A 22,004-nucleotide genomic window follows, 5' to 3' on the forward strand; every position below is an offset into this window, starting at 1 on the left:
GATGGAAATGGGTTCAGCTAAAATTTATCTTTCATCACCGCATATGAGTGATGAAGGGTATGAAAAGGTTTATGTCAGAGAGGCTTTTGACACGAATTGGATTGCCCCCCTTGGCAAGAACGTGAATGAGTTTGAAAAAGAATTCTCAGCAAAATTAGGCGCAAAGTGTGCGGCGGCACTGTCTTCTGGAACAGCTGCCATTCATATGGCGCTGAAAGCAGTGGGTGTAGGTCAAGACCAGGAAAGGATTGATCGTCACAACCGAGATATTGTGTTTTGTCCTTCCATGACTTTTTCAGCTACGGCAAATCCGATTATCTATCAGAATGCCGTACCTGTTTTTATTGATTCCGATGAGGAATCGTGGAATATGTCACCTGTCGCGCTAGAAAAGGCGTTTCAGAAATATGAGGGAAAGGTCAAGGCCGTATTAGTCGCTCATCTCTATGGTTTATCAGCTGATTTAGATAAGATATTGGCGTTGTGTAATCACTATCATGTTCCTTTGATTGAAGATGCTGCTGAATCGTTAGGTACGTTATATAAAGGAAAATACACGGGAACTTTTGGAAAATACGGCATATTTAGTTTCAATGGCAATAAAATTATCACAACATCTGGTGGGGGCATGGTTGTAGCGAACGATCCGGAAACGTCCGAAGAGCGCATTGCTAAAATACGTTTCTGGGCTACTCAGAGTAGAGATACAGCCCGGTGGTATCAGCATAGTGAGCTTGGCTACAATTATCGGATGTCAAACGTTGTGGCAGGCATTGGCCGAGGACAATTGAAAGTTTTAGATCAGAGAATAGCAGAAAAGAAAAACATTTTTGCCTTTTATCAGCGGGCGTTTGAAGGATTAGACGGCATTGAAATGATGCCTGTAAATGATTGGAATCAGCCCAATTATTGGCTTTCTTGCATTACGCTGAATGGATCGGTGACGCCGCTCGATGTGTTGCGGGCTTTAGATGAAGAAAATATTGAATCACGTCCGATTTGGAAGCCGATGCATCTTCAACCTTACTATAGTGAGTGTGATTTTATTAGTCAGTGTGAGAGTGATCCTGTCGATGGCGAGCTTTTTAAGAATAGTGTATGTAATAGTGTTAGTGAGAAGATTTTTAAGCAAGGTGTATGTTTGCCAAGCGACACGAATATGAATGAAGATGATTTGGAAAGGGTCGTTAGGATCATGAAGAAGTTGTGGAGATGAAAGATGCAGGTAGAGTCGATCGGATTGTATAGAAAGGTTTTTAAAAGATGGATGGATTTTGTATTGTCACTATGTTCGATCCTAGTTCTATCGCCTGTAATACTTATTATCGCTTTTTTTGTCCGAGTTAAATTAGGTAGTCCAGTATTTTTTAAGCAACAGCGACCAGGGGTACATGAGAAGATATTTAAGATGGTTAAATTTAGAACAATGACAGACGAAAGAGGCGAGGATGGAAAACTGCTTGCTGATGAAAAACGTTTGAATCGTTTCGGTAAGCTATTACGCTCTACATCATTAGATGAACTGCCGGAGCTCATCAACATCTTAAAAGGTGATATGAGTATTGTGGGACCGAGGCCATTATTGGTTCAATATTTACCCTTGTACGATGAATACCAAAGACATCGACATGATGTGAGGCCTGGGCTTACCGGATATGCACAGATTCATGGGCGAAATGCGATTAGCTGGGAAGAGAAGTTCGCATTGGACGTGGAATATACGCAGAGCATAACCTTTCTGGGTGACTGGAAGATCATCATCAAAACAGTGATCAAGGTGTTTAAACGGGAAGGAATCAATTCTGGGCGGGCTGCTACGATGGAAGCGTTTCGCGGTAGAGAGAATAAAGGAAAACAGTCAATAGATTTATAGTGGGGATGAGATGTTGCAAAAATTAGTCATCATCGGAGCCGGAGGTTTTGGTCGCGAAGTTCAGTGGCTCGTAGAAAGAATGAATCAGCAAGAGAAAACATGGAATTTAATGGGATATATAGATGACGGAATGGAGAAGGGAACGATTATTAATGGCCTTCCGGTTTTAGGAAGTATCAATGACTTAATAAAAGTTGAAGAGAAAGTGGCAGTTGCTTGTGCAATCGGTACTTCTGCAACAAGAAAAAAAGTACTTGACCGTTTAAAGAATAACAGCCAAATGGAGTTTCCTAACTTAATTGATCCGAGTGTTTTGGTATCCGGTTTAGTTTGTTTGGGGAAGGGGATTATCATTTGTGCCGGCAGTGTCCTTACTGTAAATATAACATTGGAGGATTTCGTAATTATCAATTTGGATTGTACCATTGGGCATGATTCGAAATTAAGTAGGTTTGTTACGTTGTATCCCAGCGTAAATATTTCAGGAAACGTCTTTGTCGGTGAGGAAACGGAGTTAGGAACGGGTACGCAAATTATACAAGGAATGAAGGTTTTGAATAATAGTATTGTTGGGGCAGGGGCGGTTGTCGTAAAAGACATACCTTCTAAATGTACAGCCGTAGGCAGTCCCGCTAAACCAATAAGATTTTATGAATAGAGGATATTAAGGAGAGTATCGATTTGAAGAATGTTTGGTTGTGGAATCATTATGCAACGAATATGTGTAGTGACCGTGGTGGAAGACATTACTGGTTTGCAGAAAATCTCATTAAACAAGGATATAATGCGACGGTATTTTGTGCAAATACAATTCATAATTCTGCGGAAATCATAGCAGTTGATAGTGGAAAATATACTTCCTATTTATCAGCAGACGGAATCCCGTTTGTATTTGTGAAGACACCATCCTACATGGAAAATGGAAAGCAGAGAATCAAAAACATGGTAGCTTTCTACAGAAATATTTTTCCTGTTTCTAAGGATTATGCAAAAATAAATGGCAAACCTGATGTTATTCTCGCATCAAGTGTTCATCCTCTTACTTTGGTGGCAGGAATAAAAATTGCTAAGAAGTTTAGTATACCTTGTATTTGTGAAGTAAGAGATTTGTGGCCGGAAAGTATCGTAGCGTATGGTATTTTAAAGCGAAGGAGCATCCTAGCCCAAGCATTATATAAAGGTGAAAAATGGATTTATAAAAAGGCGGACTCTATTATCATGACCTGGGAAGGCGGTAAAGATTATATTATTGATCAAGGTTGGGATAGGGATATTGATTTAGCTAAGGTAAAGCACATCAGTAATGGAGTCGTTGTTGACTTATTTGATAAAAATAGTGTGGAAAATCAGATAATTGATTCAGACTTAGATAATAAAAACTATAAAAACATTGTATATGCTGGTTCTATTAGGAAAGTTAATAATCTTGGAATGTTATTGGATGCTGCGAAAATAATTCAAGATCAAGGGAATACAGAAATTATGTTTTTGATATATGGCTCTGGCGATGAAAGTGAAATGCTTAAGAAACGTTGTGAAAATGAAGGTATCCATAATGTTATATTCAAAGGACGGGTTGAAAAGAAGTACGTACCTTCTATTCTTAAAAAAGCTTATATAAATATACTACATAATTCAAGCACTCTTCTTGATAAATATGGTCAAAGCCAAAACAAATTTTTTGAGTACTTAGCAGCTGGTAGATGTATTGTCCAGACATATTCAACAGGATATAGTATTTGCGAAAGAGCTAACTGTGGGATTAGCGCTCCTATACAGAATGCAGAAGAAGTTGCTAAAGCAGTACTTACAGCTTGTAGTAATGAGAAGAAAAACCAGTCAATGGGTGAAAATGCTCGGAAGATGGCCTATGAATTTGATTTTAAAAAATTAACACAAGAATTGATTGATGTTATAGAAATTGTATAAATAAATGGAAGAGATGATTGCGCGCATGAAGTTATATCAAAAGATAGTAAACAAACAAGAAAAAATCTCAGTTGTTGGCTTGGGATACGTTGGTATGCCTATTGCGGTAGCATTTGCAAAAAAGATTAATGTAATCGGATTCGATTTAAATGCTCATAAGATTGAGCAATATAAGAATGGCGTTGATCCTACAAATGAAGTAGGAGATGATGCTATCAAAGAAACCACAGTAGATTTTACAGAAGATGAGACAAGACTGAGAGAAGCTAGGTTTCATATAATAGCTGTTCCAACTCCGATAAATGTCGATAAGACCCCGGATTTGAGTCCTGTCAAGGGTGCCAGTACTATCGTCGGTAGAAATTTAACTGAAGGTTCTATTGTAGTTTATGAATCTACAGTATATCCAGGTGTTACTGAGGATGTTTGTATTCCGATTCTTGAAAAAGAGTCTGGATTAAAATGTGGAGTGGATTTTAAAATCGGTTATTCTCCAGAGCGTATCAATCCTGGTGATAAAGTGCATAGACTTGAGAATATTAAAAAAATCGTTTCAGGAATAGATGAAGAGTCTTTAGATGAAATTGCCAAGGTATATGAGCTTGTCATCGAGGTTGGCGTACATAAGGCTTCTTCAATTAAAGTAGCCGAAGCTGCCAAGGTTGTAGAAAATAGTCAACGTGATATTAACATTGCCTTTATGAATGAACTTGCGATGGTGTTTGCCCGTATGAACATAGATACAAAAGAAGTAGTAGAAGCAATGAATACCAAGTGGAATGCACTAAATTTTTATCCTGGTCTTGTTGGCGGTCATTGCATCGGTGTTGATCCTTATTATTTTGTATATGAGGCCGAGATGTTGGGCTACCATTCACAAATCGTTCTATCCGGTAGAAAGATTAATGACGGAATGGGATCGTTCGTAGCCGACGAAATTATCAAGAAACTAGTGTTAGTGGGGAAAGTTGTCAAAAAATCTAAGGTTGTTATTTTGGGAATTACATTTAAAGAAAACTGCCCAGATACAAGAAATTCAAAAGTTGAGGATATCATTAAGCGATTAAAAGAGTATGGAATTGAGCCGGTTGTCGTAGATCCACACGCTGATACAAAACAAGAGTATGATGTGGATTTAGTTGATTTATCGGAAATTAAAGAGGCCGATTGTGTGGTATTAGCAGTTGCTCATAATGAATTTAAGACAATGGGTCTTAAAAAGCTAGATAGTATGTTTAAAGATTGTCCTAATGAAGAAAAAGTAGTTATTGATGTTAAGAGTATTTTAGATAAAGCAGAATTTCAAAGGTTAGGATACTGTTATTGGAGACTATAACAAATATACTATGTGTTTAGGGAGACATGGCATTTGAAAATAATGATGATTGATCCGTGGGGAATCAATAATATATTTTTTTATACAAATGGGCTGTGCAGCAGCATAGCAAAGTATGAAGATTTAACTTTGGTTACGAATTGCTATTATAAGGCAATAGCTGATGCAAAGTACAATATCATGCCGATTTTTTTCAGAATATCAGAAAAAATGAATAGTAACAAACTCAGAAAGATTATACGCGGCATAGAATATATTTATTCGTATAAAAAAATTATTAATGAATTAAAAAGTAAACACTATGATGTTGTTCACATTCAATGGCTCTTACAATATAAAATTGATATCTATTTTCTTAAAGAAATAAGGAAGTATTGTAAGAAGATAGTGTATACAGCTCATAACGTATTACCTCATATAAATGGAGAGCAGTACATGAATGATTTGAAAATAATATATGGGCTTGTTGATACCATCGTACTGCATGGTGAAAGTATAAAAAAAGAGTTTATCCATTTATTTGGTGAATTTGAAAATAAGATTGTTATCCAAAGACACGGTACTTACTTAAATCAAAATACTCAATATGATATTAATGAGGTAGAGCAAAGCATTATTGACAAGGTTCAAAAGTATCATTGGATATGTATATTTTTTGGTGGTGTTTTTTATAGCAAAGGTGTGGATAGGCTTGCCAAAATATGGCTTGAACACTTTAAAAATGAAGATAAACTTCTTATTATTGCGGGAAGAAAGTATGCAGAATATAAGGAACTAGATGCGTTAGAGGAAGATATAAATAAATGTAGCAACATTTTGTATATCAATAGGTATGTCGAAGATAATTTACTTAACTACTTGATAAACAAGTCAGATATCATTTTGCTACCCTACCGACATGCCAGTATGAGCGGAGTAATATTCACTGCGGCGGAATTTAAAAAGATGGCGTTATTCACAGACACAGGGGCAATCGCTGAATATATAATCGATGGAGAGAATAGCTTTGTTGTTGAAAATCAAGATGAGGTTTTCGGTAAAAAACTTAAATATATATCTTCCCATTTAAGTAAAAAAGTCCTCGCTGCTGGAGGAAATAAATTTCATGAGTATATAATAAATAACTATTCGTGGAATAATATCGCCAAGAAATTAATAGAGGATGCTTATAACGAAATATAATTAGCCGATAGTGGGAGAATGTATGATAACGAGCTGTGTAATATTAAATTATAATGATAGCGAAACTACAAAATTGCTATTAGACAAAATAATAAATTATAATGACCTTCGTTACATTATTGTTGTCGATAATAAATCGACAGATGATTCATTTTCAGTTTTAGAGAAATATAAGAGTGAAAAAATCCATGTTCTTTTAGCGGAACATAATGGCGGATATGGATATGGAAATAATTTAGGAATCAAGTATGCGTACGAAGTTTTAAAATCTGATTATATTTTGATTGTTAATCCAGATGTTTGTTTTTCAAATGAATGTGTCAGAGAGTTGAGACAAGTTCTAATAAATGAAAATGACTGTGTTATTGCAACTCCGGTTCCTTTGAAACCTAGTGGTGATAGACAAGAAGTGGTTGCATGGAAACTTCCTACTGCTAATCAGGAAATATTAAGTGCAAGTATATTCTTAACAAGAATTTTAGGTTCAAAAGTAACCTACAACCCTGAATATTTCGAAAAAAAGAGTTATTGTTCCGTGGATGTTGTGCAGGGGTCTATGTTAATGGTTGATGCACATATTATGGTAAAATACGGAATGTATGATGAAGAATTTTTTTTGTATGGTGAGGAGCAGGTATTAGCTCATAAATTGAAGGAAAATGGATATAAAAGTATATTATTACTAAATCAGTTTTATGTGCATAATCATTCAGTTTCGATTAATAAAACTTATAATTCTTTGGTTAAAACGAAACAGTTTCTGTTAAATAGCAAATTGTTATATCTGAAAAAGTATTTGGGGCTAAAAGGACTGAAACTCTATTTTACCAGAGGGCTATTTAGATTAGCGATTATTGAGATGAGGCTTATTTCTGTGATGAAAAACAGAGTAAGTGAAGTAATTCGACAGAATGTGGATAATCTGTCGAATAGGTCCATGAGATAATGACAAGAAATGATGGTAGTCAGGATATGCTAGAAGATGATGGAGAAGGGTGAAGTTTTTGAGGAGTATTTGTTTGATTTTTTTAGCGCTTAGCCTAGGAACATTAACATCTTTATCTTTTAGTGGTTTTAAGTACAAAATACATGTAGCTGAAGTTATTATACCCCTGATATTCCTTATAATCCTAATACAGTCATGGAAAATGGGCACAAAGTTACAGTTATCTAAAGCAAAGGGAATGTTTTATTTGTGCTATTTTTTGTGCTTTATCTATTCGATTTTTACATATTACTGGTCTGATCTTGGAATATCCGTAATTGCCGGGTCAATCAATTTGTTTTTCGGACTCGTCACCTTTTTATTAGCTGAATACTGCTTCAAATATAATCCCGATAGTTTCATAACAGCCAATCGTATACTTATTATTAGTTTACTTATTCAATTAGCGCTTAGCATGTTTTTTGGGGTGGAACTTAAACCTACTGATCTTGAAACAGAATATAATGACTTCTATTCTTTCAAAGTAACGGCAACAACGCTTTTAGGTGATTCTAATTATATAGCGTTTTTCTTTGGCTTTGGTTTGCTTTATGAATTTATAGCTAAAGATAAAGGCTGGATACTATTTGTAATAATTAATCTTTTAGGAATTATGTTAACTATATCAAGAGGTGCTATCATTTCTATTGCATTTGCGTTCTTTGTATATTTATATATTATGCTATTGAACTCTAAAGTAAAGATGATTACAAAGATTATCATCTTCTGCAATAGTATATTATTATTAGGCAGCTTCTTTTTCTTTTTCCAATATACAGAAGTTGGAATAACATTTTGGAATGGTTTACTATTGGGCTTAGGAGATAGTTCAATGAATTCTAGACAATATTTATGGGATGAAGCAATTACGCAGATTACCTTACAGCCTTTTGGTATTGGCATCGTTACGGTAAATATACCACATAATGTAATTTTAACATCAATTAGAAGTTTAGGCGTATTGTTCGGGACGATATATTTATTGCTTCTTTCTTTTCCAGTATTTTATTTATTAAAATGCAGTATTTCCCATTTATCAAATAAGAGGTTAGCAGCGCTAATCGCTTACCTATCAGTATTTATCCATTCAATGGTTGAGGTTTTTTTCTTCGACACAGAATCGATAATATGGAGCGCCATGATAATTTCTTTTATATTTGCAAACTCACAGCAATTGGTTAATCAAGCGAATAAAGAGGAAAATTGCCAATGTCTGAATTCTTTATAACATTAGCCACGTGTTTACTATGGAGGGGATAGACCATGTCTTTAGCAGGAGTAGTGATATTATACAATCCAGAAGACCATATTATAAATAATATAAATAGTTATGTATCTTATGTAGATGTGCTTTATGTTATTGACAATTCTGATACTGTTAATGAACAGCTCGTGAAGCATTTAATAGCTTGTGCCAATGTACGATATATAAAGAATAAGGAGAATATGGGGATTGCTTATTCGCTTAATGTTGTGCTAAATAAGATTCAGGGTAATTACACCTGGCTTTTGACGATGGATCAAGATAGTTTCTTTTATCAAAGGGACATTGAACTGTATGCCAATATGCTAAAAAATTTTGCTGATAAGCCAGATGTTGTCAGCGTAGCACCAATACTGGTAACTGAAGATACCTATGTAATTGACAATAATAAGGATCAACAGCAGGTAACGCGGTGTATTACATCAGGTAACATAATTAAAGTGAAAACGGCTATAGAAGTTGGTGGATTTGACGAAAAATTATTTATTGATGAAGTCGACCATGAGTTTTGCTACAGGTGTAATAGTAAGGGCTATAAAATTTTTAAGATTAAAGATATTAAATTAATACATCATATGGGAAATCCAACTCGGAAAAAATTTTTAGGAATATATCGGTATTATCCAACTAACCATAATTACATAAGGGATTATTATATTACTCGAAATATGTTTTATGTTTTACAAAAATATCCCAATGTTAGAAATAGGGTATTAATTAATTGGATAAAAAGGATACTCAAAATAGTACTTGCCGAAGATGATAAATATAGAAAGATTAAAAGCATATTTGAGGGGTATAAAGATTATAGAAATAAAAAATTTGGAAAAAAACATTTTGCGTATTGAGAGAAAACAATGAATGTTAAAATAAGAGAAAGCATAAAGAATATCACGTTTTCAGTAGCTGCTAATATGATTTCGATACTTTTTTCAGTGCTAATGATTTTGGTAGTGCCTAAAGTTGTCGGTGTGGAAGGTTACGGTTTTTGGCAACTATATGTATTCTATGCTGCACTTGGATCATGGTTTCAACTAGGCTGGGTAGACGGTGTATATTTGCGTTATGCCGGAATTTCATATAATGATATCAATCGCAATAAGATGGCGACACAGTTTTGGCTTTTATGGCTGTTTGAATTTTTTGTTGCGAGTTTTATTTTCTGTGCAGTTGGTCTTTTATGGGAGGAGACTGACAAGGTTTACATTGTGGGGGCTGCATTTTTGAGTAATATTATATTGACGCCAAGGTCTCTTGTATTATATGTTTTACAGATCACGAATAGGATTAAAGAATATGCAGTGAATACTATATTAGAGAAAGTATTGTTTTTAATATTCTTAGTTGCAGCCTATAGTTTAAGCAAGTTTGAATTTAGATATATTATTATTAGCGATTTGCTTGCTAAGGTTTTGACACTGATGTATTTGATGTTCCTATGTAAGGATTTGGTTTTTACTAAGTTAGAGTCATTAAATTCTGGCATAAAAGAGGCATATAATAACATCGGCGTAGGTATAAAACTCATGTTTGCCAATATGGCAAGTATATTGATATTAGCGATCATCAGATGGGGGATATCCCAAAGGTGGGACGTAGCGACCTTTGGGAAGGTATCGTTGACGTTAAGCATATCTAATTTTTTAATGGTTTTTATTAACGCAGTTAGTGTGGTGTTGTTTCCAATCTTAAAGCGGACGAACGAAACTAAGCTGCCGGAAATATATACAACATTGCGTAATTGTTTATCCGTGGCGTTACTAGGTTTGCTGAGTGTTTATTATCCGCTTAAGACGGTGCTGTCCATATGGCTGCCGAAATATGCCGACAGCCTAGTGTATATGGCGGTGTTGTTTCCCATCTGCCTTTTTGAAAGCAAGGTTTCTCTGCTTATAAATACTTATCTGAAAAGCTTGCGGCAGGAGCGCATATTGTTACGTATTAACAGTATGGCAGTGGTGGTAAGTCTCCTATTTACGTTTGTGACTATATATTGGTTACACGACCTGAATTTAGCGGTTATGTCCATTGTTGTTGTATTTGCCTTCAGATGTGTCATGGCGGAGTATTTTTTAGGAATTCTATTGAATTTGGATTTACAGCAAGATATCTTGCTGGAGCTTGCCATGGTAGTTGGCTTTATAGGTTTCAGCTGGTTTATTGATAGCTGGTGGTCAGTGGTCTTGTATCTGGCGATGTATGTAGTGTACTTGTGGATAAAGCGAGATAATTTATGTGGGGCGGTTTGTGTTATCCGGGAATATGTGAGTAAATAAGAATAGTTAAAACGATAATGGAAGTGGATTATTATGTGCAAGAAGTGGTTAATTACTGTATTTACTATGTTTTGTATGCTGATGGTCATGGTGTTGGCAGGTGCGGCTCCAACGCCTGCGAATTATCCTGATACAGCACAAGAAGCCGACATTATTACCAAAGTTCCATGGGTTGATGTTCGTGCCTTTGGGGCCAGGGGTGATAACCAAACGGATGATGCCGCAGCACTGCAAGCCGCTATTGATGCGTGCACTGAAGGTAGCACAGTATTTATTCCACCTGGCACTTTTAAATGCTCGAAGCAGCTAGTAATCAATAAGGCCATTACACTAAAAGGATTAGGTGCTGATACGAATGGTAGGACAACAATCAATTTTCCGATTACAAATTTATCAGCAGGAATATTGATCACGCATAGCAGTGTTGTGTTAGAGGGTTTTTACCTTAAGGGTAATTCTGCAAGTGCCAATTCAGGGATTGAGGTGGTTGGCACTCCAAGCAGTTTTGTTTCATTCACACGAATTAAAAATGTGTGGTCGGTTGGATTTCTGAATGGTTTTTACACTGACTATGCATATCTTACGGCTTTTGAGGATTGTGTCGGTGCATCCAATGTTAAAAATGGTTTTAGTATTAATCATGGAGCTACTACAACAAGCATTAGAGGAACTTGGGCGCTAAATAATAGTGGGAATGGATATGATATAAATACTGCGGACTATATGGCATTTATGACCACTGCGGCAGATAACAATAAAGGTTATGCGTATTCTTTCTCAAATGTCCATGGTGTCTCTATAAATGGTATTGGTTCCGAGAATAACAGTAGTGGTGCGGTATATGCAAAGGATTCGTCGCTTGCAATTAACGGAATGGTAGGTGTAGGAAATGGTGCAACAGCAACAAATGCTACAATGCTATATAGTGTTAACAGCCATATAACGGCTTATGGGGTTGACGAATGTTCGGTGTATGCAAGTGCCGGCGTGCCGAGTATCGTAATTGACGCTACATCTAGTCTAGTTCTTAATTGTCCAAATCTGCAACGTAGTTATTCGTTTATGGCAGGTGCAAACATTTCAGGAATGTTGCGAGATGGAACGGAACTACACACTTTAAAAAAATAGCAAGAGCAACTATCGATGCCATGTTAATTATTATTTAAGTATGAACCTTATTAATGATTTCTTTACTTGGTATGTTAATTCTATTTCACTTAAGGAGTGTGAAGTATGAAAATTTTAGTTACCGGCGGAGCAGGGTTTATTGGAAGTAATTTTATTCATATTGTATTGAGTCAGCAATCAGATATTCATATTATTAACTTAGATAAGCTTACCTATGCAGGAAATTTAGATTCATTGCGTGATTTAGAAAGTAATGCAGGATATACTTTTATTCACGGTGATATTTGTGATAGGACGTTAGTGGAACAGATATTTGCTGAGCGTCAACCTACGGCTGTTGTACATTTTGCAGCTGAGTCTCATGTCGATCGATCGATTGATGGTCCGACGGCTTTTATCGAGACGAATATTAATGGCACGTTTACTTTGTTAGAAGCGGCTCGTAAGTATTGGAGCTGTCTTAGTGATGAGCGCAAGTCTAATTTCAGATTTTTACATGTCTCAACTGATGAAGTATACGGCTCGCTTGGCGAGAATGGCTATTTTACAGAAGAAACAGCCTATGCGCCAAATTCTCCGTATTCTGCATCGAAGGCTTCTTCCGACCATTTGGTTAGAGCTTATTACCATACCTATGGGCTGCCAGTCTTAATGACCAACTGCTCGAATAACTATGGAGCCTATCAGTTTCCCGAAAAGCTTATTCCACTCATGATTCTAAATGCTTTAGAAGGCAAGGATCTACCAATTTACGGCACAGGCCAAAATGTGCGTGATTGGCTGTATGTAGAAGATCATTGCAAGGCGATAATGACTGTTTTAGAAAAAGGAATAACGGGTGGAAAATACAATATTGGTGGACATAATGAGAAAACAAATTTAAGTATTGTACATATCTTATGTGATATTTTGGATACGAAGCGTCCTCGCACAGATGGAAAATCCTATCGTGAGCAGATTCATTTTGTTAAAGATCGTCCCGGGCATGATATGCGTTATGCCATTGATGCTACAAAGATTCAGCGTGAACTTGACTGGGTACCAGCAGAAACGTTTGAGACTGGGATTGCGAAAACCGTAGATTGGTATTTAAACAATGGACAGTGGTGCCAGCGGGTAACCGATGGCAGTTATCGCCGGGAACGACTTGGGATAGGAGAGTGATCCTATGGCAGTGACAAAAGGTATTATTTTAGCTGGCGGGTCAGGCACGCGGCTTTATCCGATTACCAAGTCCGTTAGTAAGCAGCTCATGCCTGTTTATGACAAGCCGATGATTTATTATCCGCTATCGACCTTAATGCTAGCAGGAATTCGTGATATTTTGATTATAACCACTCCACAGGATCAGGATGCTTTTATCGCGCTCTTGGGTGACGGCAGTCAGTGGGGTATGAACTTATCTTATAAAGTGCAGCCAAGTCCTGATGGATTAGCGCAGGCGTTTATTATTGGGGAGCAGTTTATTGCTGGTGATAGTTGTGCGCTGGTGCTTGGAGATAATATTTTTTATGGTTATTCTTTTAGCCAGAAGCTTAAAAAGGCGGCGCAGCAGGATCAGGGCGCAACAGTCTTTGCTTACTGGGTGAAGGATCCAGAGCGATACGGCGTCGTTGAGTTTAATGCGGCTGGTCAGGCTATGAGTTTGGAAGAAAAACCTGTAAGGCCGAAATCCCAGTATGCTGTGACAGGTCTCTATTTTTATGATGGACAAGTGGTGAATTTGGCCAAGTCCGTCAAGCCGTCAGCGCGTGGTGAGCTGGAAATAACTGATCTTAACAGGTTGTATCTGGATCAGCATGCATTGCGTGTGGAAACATTAGGCCGTGGTTATGCGTGGCTAGATACGGGCACTCATGAATCGCTCATGCAAGCGGCGACATATATTCAGACATTGCAAGACAGACAGGGACTGATGGTGGCTTGTCCGGAAGAAATAGCGTATCGTATGGGGTATATTGCTCGCCATGATTTAATTGAATTAGCGAATATCATGAAGAAAAATGGGTATGGCAAGTATTTGTTGCAGTTGGCAGGAGAATAAGTGCATGAGTTTAAATAAGTCAGGAGTGAGCGCCGTGAAGGTTATAGAAACAAAATTGCCGGGAGTATTGATTATTGAGCCACAGGTATTCGGCGATACGCGCGGCTTTTTTATGGAGCTTTTTAGTCAGGCAAAATATGAACAAGCCGGGATAAAAGGAAGCTTTGTGCAGGATAATTTATCTTTTTCATCTCGCGGAGTATTACGGGGGATTCATTACCAGAATCCTCATTCACAGGGGAAATTAGTCTCTGTGGTTCAGGGAGAAGTCTTTGATGTAGCAGTGGATATTCGTACGGGTTCGCCTACTTTTGGCCAATGGGTCGGTGTGAATTTATCAGGTGAAAATCATCGTCAGTTTTGGATTACGTCAGGTTTTGCCCATGGCTTTTGTGTATTGAGTAAAACCGCATATTTTACCTATAAATGTACGGATGTTTATACTCCGTCAGCGGAAGGCGGCATTATCTGGAATGATCCTGATATTGGTGTTGAGTGGCCGATGGAAGATGTATTGCTGTCAGAAAAGGATAAAGTATATCCAAAGTTAAAGGATGTACCTGTGGAAAAATTGCCAGCTCTTTAGAAGATAAACTTTGGGGGACGTGATAGGTGTGAAGATATTAGTGACAGGTGCCCATGGGCAGCTGGGCAGAGAAGTCGCCAGACAGGGCATGGATCATGAACTTATTTTAACTGACTATGATACGCTTGATATTACAAATGGTGCTGCGGTAGCCAAATTTATGCGTGAGTTAAAGCCAGCTGCAGTGATTCATTGTGCAGCGTATACCAATGTGGATGGAGCGGAAGCAGATTTCGATGGCGCCTTTCGCGTCAATGTCATAGGAACGCAAAATCTTGCTGCCGGCTGTTTGGAGACAGGGGCGCGCATGGTGTATGTAAGCACAGATTACGTGTTTGACGGAGAGAATCAGCAGTCTTATCGCGAATTTGATGCGACGAACCCAAAAACTGTCTATGGCATTACGAAATTACAAGGGGAACAGCTTGTTAAGGAAATATTAGGCCGCCATTATATCATGCGGACTGCCTGGCTGTATGGCGAGGGCAATAACTTTGTGCGTACCATGCTTCGGTTGGCTGAAAGTAATGATATATTACGGGTGGTAGAAGATCAGGTTGGGACACCCACTTCTACTGTAGATTTAACAGCAGCAATTTTCAAATTGCTTGCAACTGATGCCTATGGCACGTATCACACAACTTGTCAGGGACAATGCTCGTGGTATGAATTTGCCTGTCAAATTTTCCGGCTGGCCGGAAAAAATATTCAAGTTGTACCTGTAACGACAGAAGAGTTTCCCCGTCCGGCAAAACGACCCGCCCATTCTGTATTGGATAATTATATGCTGCGCATGATGGTGGGCGATCCGATGAGAAGCTGGCAGGAGGCACTCGCAGAGTATTTGAATAGGTGACATTCCATATGTGCCTATTTTCGCAGCATCCGAACATGTATATTACGTTGTCTTTCATATTATAAAACTGGAGTTGTTTGATTGTGCGTCGTTGGTTGCCTGTTTTTGTTCTTCTTGTCATTATTTATTGCCTGTCGAGTATTCCTTCTTTGCATCTGATGAATGAGCAGTTGCTTCCTGTATGGCTCATGGGGTATCTTAATCAATACACCTTTCGCATCGGGCAGGATGGCTTTTTTTCCTATATGTTTAGCCTGCATCCTGATTTTGTTTTGCATAAGCTTAGCCATGTAGTTGCTTTTGGTACTTTGGGTGTGGCATTGTATTTTGCTACGAAAAAATCATTTTATTGGACGATCTTTTTGACGGCAGTAGCAGCGGGTTGCGATGAATTTCATCAGTATTTTGTTCCGGGACGCAGTAGTCGACTGGGTGATGTGATTTTAGATACATTATCAGCTATTATTTTTGTTATGTTATGGCGCAAATTTAAGAATGGAATTGCTCCCTAACTTTAAGCGTGCTAAAATAGAGTTAGAGTGAAGGGGCGGGAGAAGTATGGAAGAGCTTTTGAAGCAGCTATTAGCGGGCCAGAATAAAATTGTTGATCGTCTGGATAGGATAGACGAACGGTTGGATAGGATGGAAGCGCGCTAGGACAAAATGGACGAGCGGTTTGATAAGATAGAGGCTCGTCTGGAGAGAATCGAAGGACAGTTAGATGAAAATACTCAGCTGATTCGTGGGCTGATGCACAATGTTGAAACTTTAGGTGTAGAAGTGGATGGTCTGAAGGTGACGACACTGACAAAGGAATCTATTGCGCATTTAGCGACAAAAGAGGATATTGTTGCTATTGCGAACGTACAGCAACTGCATACGGAGTGGCTTCGCAAATTGGCTGCTGATTCTTCTCAACATGAAGTAGAGATTCACATGTTGAAGCAAGTAAAATAGTGAAAATAACTTTAACTTCTACTAGAGTTTTATTTAGTAGAAGTCTTTTATTTATCCAAATATTTGTATTTTATCTGGAAATTGATGTATAATATAACCATAATAAAATATAAAAATAGCGGATTGAATTTTTTTAAACATAATTAACTGATTTTTCTAATAGACATAATCTGTAAATATTATGGAGGTGAAAACGATTACACGCTATTCGCATTGTATCGCCGTTATTTATGTGCTATCCGATTCCATCGGGGAGACAGGCGAGGTGGTGGTAAAAGCCGCATCAAGCCAGTTTGACTCAGGGCAATTCGATATTCGACGTGTTCCTTACATAAGTACGACAAAAGAGATTGATGAGGCGCTAAAAGAAGCGGCTCAGGTTGATGCGGCTGTGGCTTATACGCTTGTAACACCGGAACTCAAAAAATACTTGGAAGTAACAGCAGATAAACTTCAGTTAGTTTGTGTGGACATTATGGGGCCTGTCATGGTAATGCTGGAGGATGTTACCAAGCTGGTACCAAAAAATCAACCTGGCTTAATTCGGAAAATTGACGAAGCCTATTTTAATCGCATTGAATCCATTGAATTTGCCGTGAAATTTGATGACGGCAAAGAACCGCGCGGGATTTTGAAGGCTGATATTGTTTTTACCGGCGTATCGCGTACATCGAAAACCCCCTTATGCATGTACATGGCTCATAAGGGATTTAAGGCGGCCAATGTGCCCCTTGTGCCTGAATCACCCATTCCGGAAGAATTGTTTAAAGTACCTGTGCAAAAGATTATTGGTCTTACTATTAAGCCTATGCAGCTTTATGAAATTCGCAAGGAAAGACTTAAGTCCATGAAGCTGTCGGCCATGACGGATTATGCGAATTTAGAACGGATTTTAGCTGAGTTGGAGTATGCCGCAAGGATAATGAAAAAGATTGGCTGTCCCGTCATTGACGTGACAAATAAAGCTGTTGAAGAGACGGCAGCAATGATTATGGAGATTTATCGGAAGGGGGAAAAGTAAATGAAAAAGTACGTTTATTTGTTCCAGGAGGGCCGGGCGGACATGAAGGCGCTGCTAGGCGGCAAAGGGGCTAATCTGGCCGAGATGACGAATATAGGTCTGCCTGTGCCGACAGGCATGACTATTACGACAGAAGCTTGCAATGCCTATTATCAGGCTGGAGGTAAACTTCCGGATGGTCTCAGTGATGAAATTAAGCAAAATCTTGCAATTGTGGAGGAGAAGAGCGGCAAGAAATTGGGTAATCTAGCTGATCCCTTACTTGTATCTGTTCGTTCGGGTGCTATGTTTTCTATGCCAGGCATGATGGATACGATTCTCAATCTGGGGCTGAATGAGCAGACCGTTGAGAGTGTAGCTAAGATTACGGGAAGTCAGGTCTTTGCTTATGACTCCTATCGTCGGTTTATCCAGATGTTTAGTGATGTTGTTCTGGAAATTCCAAAGTATGAATTTGAACATATCTTAGCTTCCCATAAGGAAAAGCAAGGTGTTAAATATGATCAGGAGCTGACGGAAGAGTCTTTACGGGCCATTATTGAGGATTACCAGCAGCTTGTGTGGGATAAAACAGGGAAGCCTTTCCCTGAAGAGCCGCTTAAACAGCTATTTATGGCTATTGAAGCAGTTTTTCGCTCTTGGAATAATGATCGGGCTATTGTTTATCGTAATCTGAATAAAATTTCTCATGACTTGGGTACGGCTGTTAATATTCAGACCATGGTATTTGGCAATCGCGGTGATACTTCCGGTACCGGTGTGGCCTTCACGCGTAATCCTTCGACAGGGGAAAACGTCCTTTATGGCGAATATCTGACAAACGCGCAGGGCGAAGATGTGGTGGCTGGCATTCGGACGCCTCAACCTATTGCTAAGCTTGCTGATGAGATGCCGGAAATTTACAAGCAGTTTGCTGCTATTGCGCGTCAATTGGAAAGTCATTACAAAAACATGCAGGACATTGAGTTTACAGTGGAACAAGGTACTCTTTATATCCTTCAGACGCGTAATGGCAAACGAACGGCTGCTGCTGCCGTTAAGGTGGCCTATGACATGGTGGATTCGGGATTAATTGATAAGAAAGATGCCTTGTTGCTTGTGGAGCCGAATCAGTTGGATCAACTATTGCATCGGGGCATTGATGATTCAGTCAAGCTTGATGTTATTGCGACGGGGCTTCCTGCTTCGCCTGGTGCCGCATCCGGGCAGGTCGTGTTTGATGCTGATGAAGCGGAAAAATGGGCGAAGAATGGCAGCCAAGTGCTGCTTGTTCGCAATGAGACGACACCGGATGATATTCATGGCATTGTGGCAGCGCAAGGCGTTCTGACTAGCCGGGGCGGTATGACAAGTCATGCGGCTGTTGTAGCCCGCGGCATGGGGAAACCTTGTGTATGCGGCTGCGATGCCATTCGTATTGATTATGCTAAAAAGGAATTTACTGTCGGCAATACGACAGTGGCTCAGGGAGATATCATTTCGATTGACGGTGCAACAGGCCGGGTTATTGTGGGTGCCGTTCCGATGCGTGAGCCAACCTTGTCGTCGGAGTATCTGACTGTTCTCGAATGGGCCGATTCTTTTAAAAAACTGACTGTCAGGGCCAATGCCGATACGCCGGAAGATGCGCTTAAAGCGCGTGAATTCGGTGCCCAGGGCATTGGATTGACACGGACAGAGCATATGTTTATGGGACAGGATCGTTTGCCTTATGTGCAGCAAATGATTTTGGCTGAAACGCTTGACGAACGGCAGGCGGCATTGGATCATCTGCTACCGATGCAGGAAGGCGATTTCTATGGAATTTTGAAGGCCATGGACGGCTATCCGGTGACGATTCGGCTCTTGGACCCGCCGTTACATGAATTTTTGCCGAGCCTGGAAGAATTGCTTGTCGAGACAACGGAACTACGGGTACGCGGGAATAATCCGGCGTTGCTGGAAGAAAAGAGCCAGCTGTTAAAGAAGGTGCGCAGCCTTCAGGAATTCAATCCCATGCTGGGGCATCGCGGCTGCCGTCTCGGACTCACTTATCCGGAAATTTACGATATGCAGATGAAGGCCATTTTCCAGGCTGTAGCCCGGCTTGTCAAGGAAGGTTACACAGTGATACCTGAAATTGAAATTCCCCTGCCTATTGATGTGAAGGAAATGCGGTTCTTTATAGAACGTATGGCCGTTCTTGCTGACGAAGTAAAACAGGCGGCAGGCGTTGATTTTTCTTACACGGCGGGTTCCATGATTGAGCTGCCCCGTGCAGCACTGCTTGCGGATGAGATTGCCGAGGTGGCTGAGTTCTTCAGCTTTGGTACGAATGACCTGACACAGACGACGCTGGGCTTTAGCCGTGACGATGCGGAAGGCAAATTCCTGTCGCAGTATATTCAGCATAAAATTTTCAAAGAAAGTCCCTTTATTGCTCTTGACCGCGAGGGCGTCGGTAAGCTGATGAAGATTGCTGTCGCCGGGGGTCGCAAGACTCGCCCGAATATGACGATTGGTATTTGCGGTGAACACGGCGGCGAGCCGAGCTCCGTAGAATTTTGCCATGAAATTGGCCTCGATTATGTAAGCTGCTCGCCTTATCGCGTACCTGTTGCCCGCTTAGCTGCCGCTCAGGCCGCCATTAGCACGGGGGAGAATATCGGAACAAGATAAATAGTAGCAAGATAGCTTGTTAAAGAAAAGCAGGACGGTGTTGAAACGAAAGTTTCAACACCGTCCTGCTATTTTTTAGCAAGCATTTTATTTTGCTATGAATCAGTTGTGACTATTTACCATTACTTTATAATTTTGCTCAAATTCATTTTGGCATAGACGACCCGATGAATTTCAACAACCTGTTCTTTGACCACATAGAAAACAGCATAATTCTGGACGGATAAAAGCCTGTATTCATCTTCCAATACTTTGATCGGTTGATATACCTTGCAGGAATAGGGAAACTGTTCAAGTCTGAATATCGATTGATCTAGTGCATCTAACAAATCTATTGCTGCTTTTGGTGCTTTTAGATAATCTGCAATGTAGGTTGTAATAGCTGTTAAATCTTTCCTTGCCCAAGGCAAATATCTGATTTCAAACATTATCAGAGTTCGACCCTTCAGAAAGTTTTGCTCTTAATTCATCAAACACTTCTTTGTGCGAATATCGCTTATTTGTTGTTTTGGCTTCCAGTTCAGCTTCTTTTAATTTGAAATAAACTTCACTTTCAAATTGGTGACGTTCAAAGGCTTCCATGCTCATAACAACCATGTCTCCATAACCATTTTTGGTCAGGAACACTGGCTCAGCAGTTTCATGAACAATCCTTGAAATGTCAGCAAAGTTATTTCTTAAATCTGATACAGGTCTAATCTGGGGCATGTTTTTCACCTCACAGTTCAGTTTAACGTAATTTTATCATAATTATGCTAACTTATCAATTAGGATTAAGTTTCAACATCCTCCTATTATTTTTTTCGGCTAAAAAATGGAGTGTCTTTGAGAATTTAGATTAAATCGTTTATACTAACAGGGTACGCTTATTTTTTTTTAATAACTGAAGATTACGATAAGTAGGTTGAATAAAATGGATATTGAAAAACAACGGTTAAGTATCGAAGCAGCAAGACTTTACTATCAAGCTGATTATAGTCAGCAACAAATTGCTACACAATTGGGGGTGTCGCGCCCCACGGTCTCACGATTGTTGCAGTATGCTAAGGAACAAGGCTACGTTCGGGTTGATATTATCGATCCGCTTGAAGATCTTGGTGTGTTGGCAAAAAAACTCAAAAAAAAATACCAGCTTGAAACTGTACAAGTGTGTTATGCGCCCATAAATGAATATGAAGAAATAAGAAAGAATATCGGTAAGAAGGCTGTCGAGTTTCTAGGTGAAATTGTTCAAGATGGTGATATCATTGGTGTCACTTGGGGGATGACGATGTATTCTGTGGCACTCAATCTTATGCCAAAGGAAGTCAAGGGTGTTGAGGTTGTACAATTAAAAGGTGGAGTGAGTCATTCCAAAATTAATACCTATGCTGCAGAAACGGTAATTTTATTTGCTGAAGCATTTAAGACGGTGGCTCGTTATTTGCCGCTCCCGGTTATTTTTGAAAGTGCCGACATCAAGCAACTGGTCGAACAAGATCGGCACATCCAACGAATCATCGAAATGGGAAAACAAGCGAATATTGCAGTTTTTACAGTGGGGACGGTAAAAGAAGACGCACTTTTATCTCGACTCGGCTATTTTACGAAAGAAGAATGGAAATTACTGCAGCACACGGGAGTTGGTGATATTTGTTCCCGATTTATTGATGCACAAGGAAATCTATGTAGTGAAGAAATTAATAATCGTACTGTCGGTATCGCTTTATCGGAACTGCACAAGAAAGAGAAATCTATTTTAGTTGCTGGTGGATTGCGGAAAATTGAAGCGATTCGAGCTGCACTTGCTGGCAAATATGCGAATATGCTTGTTACTGACAAATTTACTGCGAAGGCATTATTAGAGTAAAAGATTAGAGAGAGGTCCTGTTAGTAGTTACTAGCAGGATTTTTCATTTGAACAAATTTT

The 22,004-nt window shown here is 39.1% G+C and carries 22 protein-coding genes; 20 read left to right on the top strand and 2 right to left on the bottom strand.

Annotated features, from left to right (window positions below; translation table 11 throughout):
- Nucleotides 1-7 precede the first annotated feature (7 nt).
- The 19 genes from Ga0466249_RS00720 (at nt 8) to ppdK (ending at nt 20,095) form a co-directional block, all read left to right on the top strand.
- A complete protein-coding gene (locus Ga0466249_RS00720; RefSeq protein ID WP_215827519.1) occupies nt 8-1,216 on the top strand; it encodes a DegT/DnrJ/EryC1/StrS family aminotransferase in 1,209 nt (402 codons plus the stop codon).
- A gap of 3 nt (nt 1,217-1,219) precedes the next feature.
- Complete coding sequence (locus Ga0466249_RS00725) at nt 1,220-1,873, top strand: sugar transferase (protein ID WP_512699359.1); 654 nt, start codon at nt 1,220-1,222, stop codon at nt 1,871-1,873.
- 10 nt (nt 1,874-1,883) lie between these two features.
- The gene (locus tag Ga0466249_RS00730) at nt 1,884-2,531 is read left to right on the top strand and encodes an acetyltransferase (protein ID WP_215827520.1); all 648 of its coding nucleotides are present in this window, start codon (nt 1,884-1,886) and stop codon (nt 2,529-2,531) included.
- 23 nt (nt 2,532-2,554) lie between these two features.
- Nucleotides 2,555-3,802, top strand: a complete 1,248-nt coding sequence (locus Ga0466249_RS00735; protein ID WP_215827521.1) for a glycosyltransferase family 4 protein — start codon at nt 2,555-2,557, stop codon at nt 3,800-3,802.
- Between the two features lie 25 nt (nt 3,803-3,827).
- Entirely contained in the window at nt 3,828-5,138 is a 1,311-nt protein-coding gene (locus Ga0466249_RS00740) for a nucleotide sugar dehydrogenase (protein ID WP_215827978.1), read from the top strand.
- 42 nt (nt 5,139-5,180) lie between these two features.
- On the top strand, nt 5,181-6,320 hold the full coding sequence (locus Ga0466249_RS00745; RefSeq protein ID WP_246588362.1) for a glycosyltransferase family 4 protein: 1,140 nt from the start codon (nt 5,181-5,183) through the stop codon (nt 6,318-6,320).
- A 22-nt stretch (nt 6,321-6,342) separates the two neighbouring features.
- The gene (locus Ga0466249_RS00750; protein ID WP_215827523.1) at nt 6,343-7,266 is read left to right on the top strand and encodes a glycosyltransferase family 2 protein; all 924 of its coding nucleotides are present in this window, start codon (nt 6,343-6,345) and stop codon (nt 7,264-7,266) included.
- A 73-nt stretch (nt 7,267-7,339) separates the two neighbouring features.
- Nucleotides 7,340-8,533 carry an O-antigen ligase family protein gene (locus Ga0466249_RS00755; protein ID WP_215827524.1) on the top strand — a complete coding sequence of 398 codons (1,194 nt, stop codon included), beginning with the start codon at nt 7,340-7,342 and terminating at the stop codon, nt 8,531-8,533.
- Between the two features lie 35 nt (nt 8,534-8,568).
- A complete protein-coding gene (locus tag Ga0466249_RS00760; RefSeq protein ID WP_215827525.1) occupies nt 8,569-9,417 on the top strand; it encodes a glycosyltransferase in 849 nt (282 codons plus the stop codon).
- Between the two features lie 9 nt (nt 9,418-9,426).
- The gene (locus tag Ga0466249_RS00765) at nt 9,427-10,845 is read left to right on the top strand and encodes an MATE family efflux transporter (RefSeq protein ID WP_215827526.1); all 1,419 of its coding nucleotides are present in this window, start codon (nt 9,427-9,429) and stop codon (nt 10,843-10,845) included.
- 33 nt (nt 10,846-10,878) lie between these two features.
- A complete protein-coding gene (locus Ga0466249_RS00770; protein ID WP_215827527.1) occupies nt 10,879-11,973 on the top strand; it encodes a glycosyl hydrolase family 28-related protein in 1,095 nt (364 codons plus the stop codon).
- Between the two features lie 105 nt (nt 11,974-12,078).
- Nucleotides 12,079-13,137 carry a dTDP-glucose 4,6-dehydratase gene (gene rfbB / locus Ga0466249_RS00775; protein WP_215827528.1) on the top strand — a complete coding sequence of 353 codons (1,059 nt, stop codon included), beginning with the start codon at nt 12,079-12,081 and terminating at the stop codon, nt 13,135-13,137.
- Between the two features lie 4 nt (nt 13,138-13,141).
- The gene (gene rfbA, locus Ga0466249_RS00780) at nt 13,142-14,017 is read left to right on the top strand and encodes a glucose-1-phosphate thymidylyltransferase RfbA (RefSeq protein WP_215827529.1); all 876 of its coding nucleotides are present in this window, start codon (nt 13,142-13,144) and stop codon (nt 14,015-14,017) included.
- 34 nt (nt 14,018-14,051) lie between these two features.
- Nucleotides 14,052-14,603, top strand: coding sequence for a dTDP-4-dehydrorhamnose 3,5-epimerase (gene rfbC / locus Ga0466249_RS00785; RefSeq protein ID WP_215827979.1), 552 nt, complete (start codon nt 14,052-14,054; stop codon nt 14,601-14,603).
- A gap of 28 nt (nt 14,604-14,631) precedes the next feature.
- Entirely contained in the window at nt 14,632-15,459 is an 828-nt protein-coding gene (gene rfbD / locus Ga0466249_RS00790; protein ID WP_215827530.1) for a dTDP-4-dehydrorhamnose reductase, read from the top strand.
- An 83-nt stretch (nt 15,460-15,542) separates the two neighbouring features.
- Nucleotides 15,543-15,971 (top strand): VanZ family protein, encoded by a 429-nt coding sequence (locus Ga0466249_RS00795; protein ID WP_215827531.1) that lies wholly within the window; start codon nt 15,543-15,545, stop codon nt 15,969-15,971.
- 151 nt (nt 15,972-16,122) lie between these two features.
- Nucleotides 16,123-16,416, top strand: a complete 294-nt coding sequence (locus Ga0466249_RS00800) for a hypothetical protein (RefSeq protein ID WP_215827532.1) — start codon at nt 16,123-16,125, stop codon at nt 16,414-16,416.
- Nucleotides 16,417-16,597: 181 nt separating this feature from the next.
- A complete protein-coding gene (locus Ga0466249_RS00805) occupies nt 16,598-17,437 on the top strand; it encodes a pyruvate, water dikinase regulatory protein (protein WP_215827533.1) in 840 nt (279 codons plus the stop codon).
- Nucleotides 17,438-20,095: a pyruvate, phosphate dikinase gene (ppdK, locus tag Ga0466249_RS00810; protein ID WP_215827534.1), complete on the top strand. Its 2,658-nt coding sequence runs from the start codon at nt 17,438-17,440 to the stop codon at nt 20,093-20,095.
- Between the two features lie 122 nt (nt 20,096-20,217).
- Here ppdK and Ga0466249_RS00815 read toward each other — a convergent pair whose 3' ends face one another.
- Together Ga0466249_RS00815 and Ga0466249_RS00820 are read right to left on the bottom strand one after the other, a co-directional pair.
- On the bottom strand, nt 20,218-20,523 hold the full coding sequence (locus Ga0466249_RS00815) for a type II toxin-antitoxin system RelE/ParE family toxin (protein ID WP_215827535.1): 306 nt from the start codon (nt 20,521-20,523) through the stop codon (nt 20,218-20,220).
- Complete coding sequence (locus tag Ga0466249_RS00820; RefSeq protein ID WP_215827536.1) at nt 20,516-20,803, bottom strand: type II toxin-antitoxin system Phd/YefM family antitoxin; 288 nt, start codon at nt 20,801-20,803, stop codon at nt 20,516-20,518. Before Ga0466249_RS00820 ends, Ga0466249_RS00815 begins: the two co-directional genes overlap by 8 nt.
- 205 nt (nt 20,804-21,008) lie before the next feature.
- On the opposite strand from Ga0466249_RS00820, the gene deoR reads away from it, so the two are divergent.
- Nucleotides 21,009-21,944 (top strand): DNA-binding transcriptional repressor DeoR, encoded by a 936-nt coding sequence (deoR, locus tag Ga0466249_RS00825; RefSeq protein ID WP_215827537.1) that lies wholly within the window; start codon nt 21,009-21,011, stop codon nt 21,942-21,944.
- Nucleotides 21,945-22,004 lie beyond the last annotated feature (60 nt).

It is taken from the genome of Pelorhabdus rhamnosifermentans (assembly GCF_018835585.1).
Classification (GTDB): domain Bacteria; phylum Bacillota; class Negativicutes; order UMGS1260; family UMGS1260; genus Pelorhabdus; species Pelorhabdus rhamnosifermentans.

What these genes read in the sequence shown, in the direction of transcription:
- Ga0466249_RS00720 (WP_215827519.1), top strand. Translation starts at nt 8, where the DNA reads ATGGGTTCAGCTAAAATTTATCTTTCATCACCGCATATGAGTGATGAA.
- Ga0466249_RS00725 (WP_512699359.1), top strand. Translation starts at nt 1,220, where the DNA reads ATGCAGGTAGAGTCGATCGGATTGTATAGAAAGGTTTTTAAAAGATGG.
- Ga0466249_RS00730 (WP_215827520.1), top strand. Translation starts at nt 1,884, where the DNA reads ATGTTGCAAAAATTAGTCATCATCGGAGCCGGAGGTTTTGGTCGCGAA.
- Ga0466249_RS00740 (WP_215827978.1), top strand. Translation starts at nt 3,828, where the DNA reads ATGAAGTTATATCAAAAGATAGTAAACAAACAAGAAAAAATCTCAGTT.
- Ga0466249_RS00745 (WP_246588362.1), top strand. Translation starts at nt 5,181, where the DNA reads ATGATGATTGATCCGTGGGGAATCAATAATATATTTTTTTATACAAAT.
- Ga0466249_RS00750 (WP_215827523.1), top strand. Translation starts at nt 6,343, where the DNA reads ATGATAACGAGCTGTGTAATATTAAATTATAATGATAGCGAAACTACA.
- Ga0466249_RS00760 (WP_215827525.1), top strand. Translation starts at nt 8,569, where the DNA reads ATGTCTTTAGCAGGAGTAGTGATATTATACAATCCAGAAGACCATATT.
- Ga0466249_RS00765 (WP_215827526.1), top strand. Translation starts at nt 9,427, where the DNA reads ATGAATGTTAAAATAAGAGAAAGCATAAAGAATATCACGTTTTCAGTA.
- Ga0466249_RS00770 (WP_215827527.1), top strand. Translation starts at nt 10,879, where the DNA reads ATGTGCAAGAAGTGGTTAATTACTGTATTTACTATGTTTTGTATGCTG.
- rfbB (WP_215827528.1), top strand. Translation starts at nt 12,079, where the DNA reads ATGAAAATTTTAGTTACCGGCGGAGCAGGGTTTATTGGAAGTAATTTT.
- rfbA (WP_215827529.1), top strand. Translation starts at nt 13,142, where the DNA reads ATGGCAGTGACAAAAGGTATTATTTTAGCTGGCGGGTCAGGCACGCGG.
- Ga0466249_RS00800 (WP_215827532.1), top strand. Translation starts at nt 16,123, where the DNA reads ATGGACGAGCGGTTTGATAAGATAGAGGCTCGTCTGGAGAGAATCGAA.
- Ga0466249_RS00805 (WP_215827533.1), top strand. Translation starts at nt 16,598, where the DNA reads ATGGAGGTGAAAACGATTACACGCTATTCGCATTGTATCGCCGTTATT.
- ppdK (WP_215827534.1), top strand. Translation starts at nt 17,438, where the DNA reads ATGAAAAAGTACGTTTATTTGTTCCAGGAGGGCCGGGCGGACATGAAG.
- Ga0466249_RS00815 (WP_215827535.1), bottom strand. Translation starts at nt 20,523, where the DNA reads ATGTTTGAAATCAGATATTTGCCTTGGGCAAGGAAAGATTTAACAGCT.
- Ga0466249_RS00820 (WP_215827536.1), bottom strand. Translation starts at nt 20,803, where the DNA reads ATGCCCCAGATTAGACCTGTATCAGATTTAAGAAATAACTTTGCTGAC.
- deoR (WP_215827537.1), top strand. Translation starts at nt 21,009, where the DNA reads ATGGATATTGAAAAACAACGGTTAAGTATCGAAGCAGCAAGACTTTAC.